The sequence below is a fragment of the Candidatus Phytoplasma asiaticum genome, assembly GCF_015100165.3.
GTDB lineage: Bacteria > Bacillota_I > Bacilli_A > Acholeplasmatales > Acholeplasmataceae > Phytoplasma > Phytoplasma citri.
In genome coordinates this window covers 217,761-231,413 of the sequence record NZ_CP097206.1, presented here as the reverse complement: position 1 = coordinate 231,413, position 13,653 = coordinate 217,761, and the positions used below count along the sequence as shown (strand labels likewise).

Annotated in this window: 11 protein-coding genes and 2 pseudogenes; 5 read left to right on the top strand and 8 right to left on the bottom strand. The window is 23.3% G+C overall.

The window, feature by feature from the left end; translation table 11 throughout:
• Positions 1-926: 926 nt before the first annotated feature.
• The 4 genes from H7686_RS01065 to H7686_RS01050 form a co-directional block, all read right to left on the bottom strand.
• A complete protein-coding gene (locus H7686_RS01065; protein WP_193621861.1) occupies positions 927-1,412 on the bottom strand; it encodes a hypothetical protein in 486 nt (161 codons plus the stop codon).
• 266 nt (positions 1,413-1,678) lie between these two features.
• On the bottom strand, positions 1,679-2,017 hold the full coding sequence (locus H7686_RS01060) for an SVM family protein (protein WP_249175850.1): 339 nt from the start codon (positions 2,015-2,017) through the stop codon (positions 1,679-1,681).
• A 29-nt stretch (positions 2,018-2,046) separates the two neighbouring features.
• Positions 2,047-2,910, bottom strand: a complete 864-nt coding sequence (locus H7686_RS01055) for a coiled-coil domain-containing protein (RefSeq protein WP_444517555.1) — start codon at positions 2,908-2,910, stop codon at positions 2,047-2,049.
• A 281-nt stretch (positions 2,911-3,191) separates the two neighbouring features.
• Positions 3,192-3,473, bottom strand: coding sequence for a hypothetical protein (locus H7686_RS01050; RefSeq protein ID WP_193621862.1), 282 nt, complete (start codon positions 3,471-3,473; stop codon positions 3,192-3,194).
• A 132-nt stretch (positions 3,474-3,605) separates the two neighbouring features.
• On the opposite strand from H7686_RS01050, the pseudogene H7686_RS01045 reads away from it, so the two are divergent.
• Both H7686_RS01045 and H7686_RS01040 read left to right on the top strand, forming a co-directional pair.
• Positions 3,606-4,206, top strand: a pseudogene (locus H7686_RS01045) (sigma-70 family RNA polymerase sigma factor).
• Positions 4,206-4,384 (top strand): annotated as a pseudogene (locus tag H7686_RS01040) (single-stranded DNA-binding protein); the annotation flags it as partial. The pseudogenes H7686_RS01045 and H7686_RS01040, both read left to right, overlap by 1 nt.
• Positions 4,385-5,252: 868 nt before the next feature.
• Here the strand turns inward: H7686_RS01040 and H7686_RS01035 are convergent.
• Positions 5,253-5,648, bottom strand: a complete 396-nt coding sequence (locus H7686_RS01035; protein ID WP_193621863.1) for an effector protein — start codon at positions 5,646-5,648, stop codon at positions 5,253-5,255.
• A gap of 3,284 nt (positions 5,649-8,932) precedes the next feature.
• Between H7686_RS01035 and H7686_RS01030 the strand changes: the two genes are divergently transcribed.
• From H7686_RS01030 to H7686_RS01020, 3 genes are all read left to right on the top strand, one after another.
• Positions 8,933-9,745 (top strand): hypothetical protein, encoded by an 813-nt coding sequence (locus H7686_RS01030; protein ID WP_304513375.1) that lies wholly within the window; start codon positions 8,933-8,935, stop codon positions 9,743-9,745.
• 512 nt (positions 9,746-10,257) lie between these two features.
• Positions 10,258-10,470 (top strand): hypothetical protein, encoded by a 213-nt coding sequence (locus H7686_RS01025; protein ID WP_444517554.1) that lies wholly within the window; start codon positions 10,258-10,260, stop codon positions 10,468-10,470.
• Between the two features lie 22 nt (positions 10,471-10,492).
• The gene (locus H7686_RS01020) at positions 10,493-10,867 is read left to right on the top strand and encodes an SVM family protein (RefSeq protein WP_304513368.1); all 375 of its coding nucleotides are present in this window, start codon (positions 10,493-10,495) and stop codon (positions 10,865-10,867) included.
• A gap of 329 nt (positions 10,868-11,196) precedes the next feature.
• On the opposite strand, the gene H7686_RS01015 is transcribed toward H7686_RS01020, so the two are convergent.
• The 3 genes from H7686_RS01015 to H7686_RS01005 form a co-directional block, all read right to left on the bottom strand.
• Positions 11,197-11,655, bottom strand: coding sequence for an effector protein (locus tag H7686_RS01015; protein WP_444517553.1), 459 nt, complete (start codon positions 11,653-11,655; stop codon positions 11,197-11,199).
• Between the two features lie 374 nt (positions 11,656-12,029).
• Positions 12,030-12,467: a hypothetical protein gene (locus tag H7686_RS01010; RefSeq protein ID WP_444517552.1), complete on the bottom strand. Its 438-nt coding sequence runs from the start codon at positions 12,465-12,467 to the stop codon at positions 12,030-12,032.
• A 275-nt stretch (positions 12,468-12,742) separates the two neighbouring features.
• On the bottom strand, positions 12,743-13,156 hold the full coding sequence (locus H7686_RS01005; protein ID WP_193621906.1) for an SVM family protein: 414 nt from the start codon (positions 13,154-13,156) through the stop codon (positions 12,743-12,745).
• Between the last annotated feature and the right edge of the window lie 497 nt (positions 13,157-13,653).

Genomic DNA, 13,653 nt, shown 5'->3' with positions numbered 1-13,653 from the left:
AAAACGTATTAATTTCATTTGGCATCTCCTTTTTTATATTTTTTAACAGTTAAGGTTAAAAGGTTTTTGGGGTTAAATAAAAAAAGACCCTTCGAAAAGGATCTTAAAATAAATTACTTTTTTATTTTTTGAATTTACTTAAGGTTTTTAAATAAGTACTTTGGGCGAGTTCTGTTCGAGCATTGGTTAATAAATTTAAATAAACCTCGCTCGCTTGATACATTTTTTTAATAAAAGCTTGATTTAAAGTTACTTTGACCACATGAAAAAAAGTAGCTGTGAAATAAACTAGAAAATATCCATATTGGACCTAGGAACAGAACAGTTGACATTGGACTTGAGCCCAGTAATAGAGCTGAATTGTTTTTTCACAGGGATTCGCTAAAAACAAAGTCCAAGTACTGGAAATATGGTCATTTTCATCTCTATAAGGACATTTGATTTTTAATAAGGTATTGGTTGGTTCGTTATAACCATCTAAACTGGCGGAAAAACGTTGATATTGGTCATCAATAAAGATAACAGGATTAAATGTTAAATATAAGTTGTTTTTCGATAAATTGACGAGCTAATGGTTCTATCTGATTACCATATTCAACATATTTATTAGTTTGAAAGGTAGTACCAAATAGTTTATCATGAACTAATTGTTCCAGAGTTCAGAAAGGATCTAATCCTGTAATACTGCCGATTTCGGTAGCAATAAATCAGCCAAAGTATAATTTTTTTCATCTTCAGGAAGAAGTCGGATACCATTATCGAAATAAATGGCAAAGTTTTCCAACCCATTAAAAATTCCCCTAGAGAAAGGTACCACCAAACCTGTAGTCGGAGTAGCGTTATAACAACCTAATTTAATCAAGAGATGTTTATTAATGATTTGGTTTTTGATTAAATAATCATTAATGGCATCCTCTTTACTTTCGTCAGCAAATAGATTGAGAACGATTAATTCTGGATTGATTTCTGTTGAGGGGGGGTTGTTGGTTAGCATCCCAAAAAACAAAAGCCTCTTCAATCGCAATTTCATATTTTAACAGATCTGTTAAAGTATATTTACTATCTGCCACAGGATATCGGATATGAAAAGGATTATTTCTCGGTTTTAAATAAACTCCTAATAGACCTGATGGGGGATCTTTTAGTTCCCAGTAAAAGAAATCTAGACCATAAGGGTTATAAGCGGGGTTATCCAACTCATAAGTAGAAGTTTCAATTTTAAAAGATTTTAAGATTTCGAGAATGCTTTGTTTAGTTAAAACAGAAATATCGTATCTTTTTAGCTTAGGTTGATTTTCTAACCATTTTTGTTGGAGCGTTTGGGAGTCAGATAATTGGATTTTGGTTTTATTTTGGCGATGAAAACCAGAATAAGCAGAAAGAGGAGGGATAACATATAAAATAATCAACAAGAAGATGATGAAGTAATTTTTAAAGAAAGGGAATTTTGATTAATTTAAAAATTATCCGACAACCTCCTATTATTGGAATTTCTTTTATTAATTGTTTTAAATTGTTCATATTATAAAAAACTCCTTTGTTTTGTTTAGTTAATAAGATATTCATTTATTTAATGGCAATAAAAAAAGACTCTTGTCGAAAGAGTCTTGTTATTTAGTATGGTTAAATAAAAAAGACCCTTCGAAAAGGGTCTTAAACAAAAAATAATAGTTTATTTTTATTTTTTAGAATCATCAGGTTTTTTAGAGGAAGAACCTGTTTTTTGTGAATTAAGTGCTTTTTCTTGTAATGATTTTAATATTTTTGGATCTGATAACATCTTAATAATTTTATTCCGATCTTCTTCGGAATAATTTTCAAGAGTATTGTATAATTCATAATATTGTGATACGTCTTTTTTTGTTGTTTTTTCTTTTTTTTGAGATGAAGAAATTTCTTTGCCTTTATCATTTTTTTTCGGAGCAGCCATAACAGAATTAATATTGATTAAAAGGAATAATCCTAAAAAACTAATTAAAAAGAATGGTAAAAGATGTAATTTATTTTTTACTTGCATCAGTTTAACTTATAACTCCTTTTATTTTTTTATCCCTCAGCTGAGGTTATTTTATAAAAGGAATTTAAATCTGAAAGAATTGAATTTGTAGATTCTTTTTTATCTATTTCATATCTTTTTTCTAACCTTTTTTTAGAATTTTCGGCATCAGTTAACATTTCTTGGTAGTATTTTTGGCCCGCTTCTAATTTACCAATTCGAATATTAATATCTTTTATTTTAACAATTATTTCAAGTGTTTCTTCCTGGAGTTTTTCAATTTCCGCTTGTAGTCGGTTTCGATTAGTTTCCCTTTCGGTTCTTACTGAAGGCGATTGATTATGTATATATTTGTATTGTTGTGATTCATTTTTTAACCTATCGATTTCTGCATTTTTTTTTGCTAGTTGTTCTTCTAATGGTAATTTTTGTTGTTTGAAAGAATTTATTTTTGGGGAAATAAGATTTAATTGTGATTGATACTCATCACAATTTTTTTGTTGTTCATCTACCCATGTTTTTCGCTCTTTTAATAAATCCAATGATAATTTCCGACTCTTTTTTAATTTCGCAATTTTTTCTTGTTCTTCAGAAGATAAATCAGATGGTAAGATAGCATGATGAGCGGTTTCTTGAAAAAGATAAGTTTTCATTTGTTCGAAACGACTAGCTTTTGTTTTGATTTTTGGTTGGGGAATTTCTAAAGAACGTTTTGGTCTGGGAGAAATTGGTTTTTCTCTTTCTGATTCTTCAGACTCGGATTTTTCTTTTTCTGCTTCTAAAGAAGATAAAGGTTTTTGCGGATAAGTAACATGAGTACGATTTTTATTAATTATAATGATAATTACTATTCCCACGAATAAAATTACCATTATTTCAATAAAATATTTTGAAAAAAAGTTTTTTTGATTCACGAATTTATGAACCTTTCTGATAATAAGAGATTTTATTATCAAATTTAGAAATTTAAATATATCGCTATTATATCACTTTAAGCAAGAAATGTGGAAAGAAAATAATGATGAAAATTGATTTCATCATTATTTATTGATAATTGGTTGATAAAATTTAGCATATTTTTTTCTTTTTTGTTGTTCTTCAAAACTTTTTTGAGTGCGAGCGTAACTCGGATTTTTTTGTTTTAGTTCTTCTTTGGTGGTATTTATTTTTTCATTTTTAATTTCTAATTTTTCTTCTAAATTGTATTTTTTTTAAATAAATCTGAGGTATCTGAAACTTCTTTTTGTTTTTCGGTTAATTCCTTGGAGATGGTTCGATATTCATTAATCCAAGATTGAAATTCTTTGTTTATATTTTCTTTTATTAGGACAGAATTCATAATTTCTTGTTCTAAATTATCTTTTTCTTGACGTTTTTGATAATCAGCTATTCTTTGTTGATAATCTTTTTCATCCGCTTCGAGTTTGGCTAAATCACGGTCAATGCGAGCACAAATGGATAGATAAGCGCACTGCACCCCAAAATTATGACAACTAAATAATTACTTAATAATCATTAAGATCAACTTATCAGTTGGTCTTTTTATTTTTTAAAAAGAATAAAAAGTTAATTTTCAGCTTTTCTAAAAATATTTTTAGAAAGGGGACTCATAAATCTAAAAACATTATTTTTACTTTTTTTAAAAGATAAAAGTGATTTTAAGTTACGCGAAAAATTAATAATATTACATTTTACCTTTAGTTAAAAAACTAGTTTATCAATTCAAATATTATCCGCGTTGTTTAACTCGAGCCGATTTAGAACAAGAAGGGATGAGTGGTTTAAGCAAAGCTCTCGATCATTATCAAGATTTAGGTTATGATTTTTTAGCTTATGCGAAACCCCATATTCAGAAAGCGATTTCCGAAGCCATTCGAAAAATGACTAAATCAATTACTTTAGTTAGTTGGGTAGATCATTATCATTATCCTTTAACATCGCCCTTATTAACACCACATCAATACTGGTTAAAACAAGGGCATCATGAACTTTTTTTAAAAAAAATGAAAAAGAAATTAAGTACAAAGGAATTTAAAATTATTCATTTAAGTTTTGGGATTATTTTGAGCAATATCCATGAAAATTACCAAAGCTGTTATACCAACAAGGAAATTGCTGAACAACTAAATTTAACTTTAAGACAAGTAGCAAATATAAAAGAAAAAGCAATCAAAAAATTAAAAAAAATTTATCGAAAGATCAATAAATGATTTTAAACAAATTCCAATTAATTGGCCGTTTGAGCCATGATTTAGAAAAACAATACATTAATAGCCATCATGAACAAATTCCAAAATTGATTTTCAATTAGCCGTTAATCACAAAGACCAAGTCCAATTTATCCCTTGTGTCGTATTTCGAAAACTAGCGGAAAACATGAGTCAATATTTTGACATAATAACCCCACTCTTTTGGTAATTAATTGGTAATGATGTTGACGTTTTTGTTGAGCTTTTTGACTTTTCCGCCAATAATAATAAAGATGCCTTTTGATTTTTAAAAGGTTAAAAATCTTGGTAATCGTTAAAGTTTGGCGGTAAACTTTGACTAAAGGTAATATTATTTTTGATAAATCGGGGCGTTGATAAAGAATGACTGTTTGTAATAATTCAATTTGTTTCGGGATTAACATGTGCAACTTTTTTCCTTTATTTAAGATAGTACCATTTTACCATCCTTATCGGAAATAAATGAACTAAAATAAAAAAATAATTTATTTGAGAGGCGATTTTTTTCTTTTTTTTGGTTAACTAATAAGTGAGGAGGTAAAATAATTTTGGTTTTTGTCTTGAGTAAAACTTTTATTGGACATTTAACTTTCTACAAATGGCGCAGTTCCAAAAAGTTTGGTTCACGAGAAAAGCTGAGATATTTCCGACTTAAATAGCGATTGAGATGATTAATAATATTCTTAAAAGTTGTCACAAAATATAGGTTTCAGTGCGGGGCATGATGGATGTTAAGTAGGGTGTTTAATTCCAGGCCAACTTTAAATTTTTTCCGCAATTAATTTTGCGGTTAATATAGTTTCGATTTAGGAGATAGCTCGGGATAAATTAATTATCTGAAATTATTCATCTAAATCTAGACAAAAATAGCGAATAATTTATGTACAAATGGTTTTATAGGTACCAAATTACTTCTAATTCTTTTCTTTAGGGTTAATCCATGTAAGATAAGAATCGATTTCCTTTATTAGAATAAAAATTAAAATTTCAAAAATAAATTAGTTATTTTGATACCAGAAAACAAATTATTATTTTTCTTTATATTTCCAAAAAATATACATATTTTTAGCATTATTAGCTATATATTTTAATTCTTCTAAAGAATACTTATTATCTTCATTATCTCTATTACCTGCATCAAAAAAAACACCTAATAAATTTTCGGGTGGATTTTTAATTTTCCAAGTCATGCCAAATTCTTCTAATTCGGAATTATAACTAGGATATTTGCAAGACCAATCAAAATATTTTTGAAACAAATTATGTTTTTTTAAAATATCATCACTAGCAACAATTACATTAACAATTCTAGTTCCATTAATGAATTCATCTTGTGATGGTGAAGCTATAATAATATTATTCAAAACAGAAATTTTAATAAATATGAATAAAATATATAAATAATAAAAATACAATTTTATCATAATTTTCCTAAACCTCTTTTTCTTGAAAAATTAAATTATTTCATTAACTTAATTTATTAATCTTACGATTCATATTCTATAATAATTTCAAAAAATTTTGATACAAAAGTAAAAATTAGTCAAAATTATTATTATATTTAATATCTTTTTAGTTAAAAAATAATAATTTAAACAATCATCGGAAATAAAATAATTTAAATTAGAAATTATATTAAATTCCGCAATATTTCACTTATATACTTAAATGATTTTTATTCATTCATCGAAACTAAGAAATAATTAACTCTCAACATTATAAACTTTAGATATAGTTACAATTTAATTATGTGATGGATATTATATTTATCAATTTAGTATTAAAAATTAGATAATAATAGGATTAAAATTATAATTATTAATTTTCCGATTCTTAAATTTTTTTCAATATTTATTTATTATATTTAGAAAATATATTAAAATCATAATTCAAAAAATTATTAAACTTCTTAATATTTATATGCTATAATTATTAATAGAAATTTATTCTAATTAGAAATTTTAAATAATATTAATAACACAAATGTAAAAAATAAACAAGAAATATTATTAATATTTTTTTTATTAATTATATTTATCTTAGTAACTTTATATATTTTAATTTCTTAAAAATATTTTTTTAATAAATAATAAATCTTCAATAATAACTCAAATTTAAAATTTTAACATAATAAGAATACAATAAAAATTCGATTCCCAAGCGAAAGATAATTGAATAATTGTAAATAAATATCTTATATTTATTAAATTTTTATAGAAAAAATTATTTAAAATCTTGATCATAGGCTATGAATTTATATAAAATTAGATTATTTCATCGAAATACACAAAAAAATTAAAGTTTTAAAATAAACAAAATCAAAAAAATAATATAAAAAATATAATTATATAAAAAAATAACTTTTCCTGAAGTAAAAATATCATTAAATATTATATGATTCAAGTAAATATGATAATATTACATCACAATTAATATTAAAAATTAATATATTCCGCATTAGAAAAAATAAATTTCCATATATTTTAGAAATTGATATAAATTTAAATTTGTTATTAAATGAAAATTATTTATTTCTAATTTAAGATTTTTTTTAATTTAAATAATAATTAATTATTTTTTTATTAATATTTTTTAAATTATATTTAAAAAAATATAAATTATAATTTCTTATTTAAATTTATTTAAATTAAAAAAATATATAGCTTAAATCGCTTATTAATAGAGATAGATTATTTGCGTTTATTTGACAACTATCAAATATTAAAAACAGTCCCCATCCAAACGATGCGAGTAAGTTTCCCAGCACACCGCTTTACCTAATTTATCCCTTTTCCGGGTTTAACTTTGTGTCACCACTGGTTAAATACTTATTCTTGACCTTTTGTTCTTTTCCGATACTCTCATACCTTTTTATCTATCAACCCTTCTCCAATTAGGTTTCGACATAATAGACTTTTTCTAATAATTTATTTTCTAACTGGAAAATATCACATTTCTGCACTATCAGTCTAGCAGTTAATCTCGTTTGTCCTGGGAAGAGATTGAGATTGATAATTATCTTGCTTAATTCGCTTTGATAATTTCTAATCCCTTTAATTCTTTCGCGAAAGAAGCTCTACCATGACTCAACTTTTATCCTTTTAAGTTGTGAGTTATCTTTGGCTCCCCATCCCGATCGATAACTAAAGATTTTTTAGAAATCCAAAACTTTTTGCCGCTAAAACGATTTTTAATTTATCGGTGTTGATTTTCAGACCTAGGTCTTCCGTCAACTACTGACTAACTAGTTTATGAATTTTTTCCGCCTATCTCTCTTTCCCGTTTAACGCCGATTATAAAATCATCAGCATATCTCGCACATACTTGACGCGCAGTTTAAGGTTAAAGTTAATAAAGCTGTTTATTTTTGTTCCTTTCTTTATAAAGCCTTAATTATGTAGCTTTCTTTTATCTTTAACTTTGTCTTTCCTTTTTTGAATATTTCCTCTAATTTCGTATCCATATAATCTCAATAGATATCGGTGAGTAGCGTCAAAATGATTCCTCCTTGTGGAGAACCTGACGTTAACTTGTATTACCACCCTTTTTCGATGATGTTTGCTTTTAACCATCTTTAGATAGTTTTGAGCACTTTTTATTTTCGGATATACTTATTTTATCATCTTTTGGAGAATATCATGATTGATAGCGCAAAAGTAACCTTGAATATCGATTTTGATCAAATAACCAATGCCTTTGAATCTTTGTTAAATTCGTTTAATCTCTTTCGAACCCAATTTCTTAGGTCTAAATCCTAAATTCCATTCCGAAAAGATGTTTTCAAAATAGGAAGTTAATAATTGTTCTAGTGCTTTTAGGATAATTCTATCTTGAATCAAAGATCTGTTTTTATCCTTTTTTTTCGTAAGATAAACTCTTTTAACCAGTTCCGGATTGTCTTAGTTATAAACATATTTTTAGCGATCCTTACTTAATTTATTTAAGTCCATATAACTTATTGTTCTCTCATCAACTCCGGGTGTTCCTGACTCTTTATGGGCGGTAATGAGGTTAAATTTTATGTAAATGTTCATTAAATTATTAATTCCGTATTCGAGTTCTTATTTTAATGGGGGGATACAAATATCAGTCATAAATCTTATTCATAGTCCGCGAAAGCTTAACTCCAAATCATTCCTAGTTTCCGCGGTCTCAAAAATAAACAATACATTACTTTCTTCTTTCTCCCTATCCCTATAAGAGTGATTAACTCTCTTCTCGGTAAGACGATTAACTAAATTATTATAATGCATATATTAGTAAACTCTGGACTGTTCATGTAAGCAAATTTCGAACAGGTTTGTCAATTACCTCAATTTTCCTTTTTAGGCCATTCCAGGCTTCTCCATCGAATTATTTGGTGGCGAGGTCTGTTTGACTAATTTGCTTTTGTCGCAACCCGCTTTTATGGTCTGCTGTAATCTGACATTCTTTCGTTTGCTATACCGACCATTTCCTTTCAGGGGGGTTTATATCGGCCCTAGCTATTGGTTAGATAGCGCGAAATTTAGGCATCTTTAGTGATATTTATAATGTAGTATTTTTATTTTTTATATAATTTTAAAATACTTTACAAATTAATGTTTTTTATTATATAAAATTATTTAATCATATTATATTTGATAATAAAAATTTGCTCAAAATTAATTTCAAATATAAATATGTTTATTCGCTTCAACAAATAAATTTTTTTAAAAAGGAACAAAATATGAAATTTATTAAATTATCTAAAAAATTTTTAATATTTATAATTATTATAGTTATAATATCATTTTTCATTTTAAATAATATTAATTTTTTCAAAAATATCAATATTAGTAAAATTAAAAATCAATCATTTCAGAAAAGTTTTTTATCTTCTCCTAATAAATTTGAAAAATCAAATTTATCTTTATCTAAATTAAAAAGAAATAATGTTTATAAATTGAAAAATCTTAAATCTTATATTATTTCGGAAGATAATAATGATTCGGAAAAATTTTTAAATGATATTAACAAAGAAGAAAAAGAAAAATTCGAATCTCTTAAAAAAATGTTTTTATCAGATTTATCAGAATTTAATGATATTAATAATTTAATTAAAGAATATAAAAATAAAATTATAGAAGTTCAACAACAAATAGATTTAGTTCCAAAAAAAATAATTTTTACAAACGAACAAATTCTAAAATTTAAAAAAATTAAAAAAGAAATATATAAAAATATAAATATTCAAAAAAAAAACATACAAGATAAAAAAAGCAATTTACAAACTCAAGGTATAACAATTTATAATAATCAAGAAATTTATAAAATGGAAAATCAAATAAAAGAATTAATTAAACAAAAAACAGAAATAAACAAAGAAATATTAAAAAATTTAAAAGACATAACATTAATTAAAAAAAAATTAAATGATATTAATACACAAACACATCAAAACTGGGAATTATACCAAAAATTAAATAAAATAGCACATCAAAAAAAGCAATTTTATATAAACAAATTTTTATATTGTCTTGAAAAATTATACATTAATTAAAAAAATATTTTATTTTTTATTTTTTTTAATTTATTTTAAACAAAATTAACACTTACAAAAAAGAAAATTTTAATTATAACAAATACGAAGATCAAAATTTAATCTAAAAAAGTTTTTAGAAAAGATAGAAAATTTTATTAGTCTAAAAAATCTAGATTATTAATTATTAAAATAGAAATAGGTGAAAAATTAATTATCAATAAATATAAAACCATTATCAAAGAATTAACTCAAAAAAGATATACAAGATATTGATGAATTAAAAATAAAAATGATGAAATAAATATCAAAAAAAGAATAACTAAAACAAAAAATTCCAGTTATGCTCGTGCTTAAAAACGTTTCAAAATATGCTAAATTTTATCAACCGATTATCTAACAAATCATGATTAAATTAATTTTCATCATTATTTTCTTTAAACATTTCTTTCTGAAAGTTATATAATAAGGGTATATTCAAATTTCTAAATTTGATAATAATATTTATTATTATCAGAAAGGTTATGAAATTCGTGAATCAAAAAAAAGATATAAAAAAACATAATTCCATTATTAAATATAAAAAAAATTATGATGAATATCGATCTCAATTAATTTCTCTTTTACTTAAAACAGCAGTTTTAAAACCACAAAAAAGTTTATTAGACAAAGATAAAAAAGAATATCCAAATTCAATTCTTTCGGAACTAAATTCTCTTTATGAAATCGCCTCAGCTGAGGGATAAATAAAAGGAGTTATAAGTTAAAATGATGAAAATAAAAAATAAATTACATCTTTTACCATTTTTTTTAATTAGTTATTTAGGATTATTCTTCTTAATTAATATTAATCCAGTTATGGCAATGAATCCAAACCTTCCGGGAACTAGTAAAAATCAACCTTCTCAAATTAATCTCACCATTGAAGAAAACATCATTAATTTAAAACAAAAAATTTATGATAACGCAAAAGAAATAACAAACATAAATAAAACATTACAAGGATCAGTTAATCTCACTGATGATCAAAAAGAAAATCTCTTAAAATTAAAAAAAAATCATGAAAAATTAGTTAATAATCAAAAAGAACAACTAAAAACTTATCAAATGCTTTTAAACACTTTAAATTATGACAATAACTAAAATATTATCAATATAAAAATAAGTTTCTCTTCTTGAATATAAAAGACCCTTTCACGGGTCTTTTTTTATTTAAATAAATATAGTAAAAAATTAATGAACTTAATTAAAAGATTTACTATTTCAAATTTTTAAAATGAAATAGTTATTAAAAAAAAATTATTAGTATAACTTTAAAAGATTAACAATATAAATAATTCATAAATAAAACAAGATGAATAAATATATAATCTTAAAAAAAATTCTTTTTTATTAAAAAATGAAAAATTTAACAAAAAAATCGAAAATTTTTAATTTTTTTATGATAAAATTAATTTTAAAAAAGAGCAACATTATTTTTTCTTTAAAAAATCTAATTTTTTTCTTAATTTAAGTTCCAATTCTATTTGTTCTAAAGATAATTCATATAAATTTGTTTTAAGATTATTTTTTTTCGCTTTTAAACAAGAAATTTGATATTTTAAAAAACTTTTAGAAACATTAAAATTGGATTTATTTTTAATTCTTAAATTCAATAATAATAATTCTTTGTTTACTGTATCAATTTCTTTTAATAATTCATTTTTTTTCTTTGAACATTGATCTATTTTGTCTTTTAAAATTTCTATTTTGGTTTCCAAACAATCAAATAATATTTCAGAAGATTCTGTTCTTTTAACTACTGAATAATTTGAACCAGCGTAAACTATATAAGATTTTCGATTATTTATAAATATTAAAGCTAAGCAAATTATAAATAAAAAAATCATATTGTTTTTTTTTATTTGTATTTTTGTGAACTTGAAATTCATATGATAAAAAACTTTCTGATGAAATTGACAAATATTTATAAAATATTTATAAATTTTTTATAAATTAATGAATATTTTTAAAAATTTACTAACAATCCATTTACAAGAAATAATAATTTTATTAAATAAATTATTAAATAAAAATATAATTCGATCAAATTAAAATTCTTTTATTAAATATATATGTCTAAATATTAATAGAAAAAATATTATTAATTTAGTTCCTCAAATCAAAAAAATGTTCATATTATTTTATTTAAATTCAATATATTAAGATAAAATCAATAATTATATAAATTTTATTAAATTTTTAATACATTTTTATTATATAATTTTTTGAAATTTTATTTTCATAATAATGTAAAATTTAATTTTTAAATTACATAATTATGATAATTTTTTATTATTTTTAAAAAAACACATTTACTAATATAAATTAATTGTTTATAAAATTTTCTATTAATATTATTTTCTGTTTCCAATAGCGAATCGCTAAATAAGGATAGTCCTAAGAAAATAAATAAATAAAAACTTATTATTTTAAATACCCATTCTTCTATTTCTTTTATAGAAGCATTTTGCAAAAGAGGTTTTTTTGCTTTTATATCTGAAATATTTTTTTTTAATCTTTTGGTTGATAATTCAAAAAAATCATTTATTTCTTTATCACTAACTTCATAATTTTTAATTTGTTTATCTTTATTGTTATTATCCATTGCTATAACTGGATTAATATTGATTAAGAAAAAGAATGCTAAATAACTCATTAAAAAAAATGGCAAAAGATGTAATTTATTTTTTATTTTCATCATTTTGACTTATAAATCCTTTTATTTATTGTTGATGATTTGGTTTAATTACGTAATTTATTGTGCTTGTTGATTTATCATTGAGATTTGATTATGGGTTGTGTTTCTATTATATTTAAAATAGCAAACATTATTTTTCTATTCCAGGAGTAGCTAATTTTTTTATTCTTATTACATAAATAATAGTCCTAAGAAAATAAATAAATAAAAACTTATTATTTTAAATCGATTTTTTTGTAATTTAAAAATTATTAAAACTCTTTTTGAATTCAGAAAAATTATTTTTGTTCATATTGCCAAAAAATATACATATTTGAAGCACCATTTCCCATTTTTTTCAAATCTTCTAAGGTATATTTATCATCTTCATCATCTCTGGTACCATCATCAAAATAAACACCTAATAAATTATGATGCGGATTTTTGATTGTCCACATAATAGCAGAAGTTGCTACAGTTCCATTATAACAAGGTTCGCTTATTGCGAAATCAAAGTATTGTTTAAATGTTTTATGATTTTTAAGAATATCAATATTTGATACAGTTACATTCACGATTCTCATATTACCGAAAAACTCTTCATTAGGAGCAGCTATTACTTGTTTATTATTAAGATTAAGAATTGAAAACAATCCCCAGAAAATAAACAAACAAATACTAATTATTTTAAATCTATTTTGTAATTTAAACATTTTAATTAAATCTCCTTTTGTTTTTATTCTTTTCAATATAACATATCGTGAGTTATTAAATTTTATCATCAGTTATCAGAGTTGGTTTTTTTATTATTTTCAGATTCTTGAATTTTATTATAATTGTGTTTATCTTGATAAAACGATAAAGTATTATGGACAGGTTTTAAGTAGAGGTTAAAATTAATGAATTCAAAGTTAGAATCGGGAAATACGCGCTTATCAAAGATATTATTCTTTATATTTCTATCTAAGAAGTGTTTCGGACTTTTGTATTTAATAATTAAATAATTTCCGCCTAAGCTTTCGTATTTTTATTTTGCAATTTTTATATATAAATATAATTAACTGTTATCTTTTTTATGGCAAGAAGAAGAATCGAATTCGTTTAAAGTAGGTACGATCATAAATTAAATAAACCTCTTTTATTCTGACATTCGAAAGAATGAAAGCCTTTGATTTACAAAATGAATTTAGAATTTTTTTTGGAGTTTCGA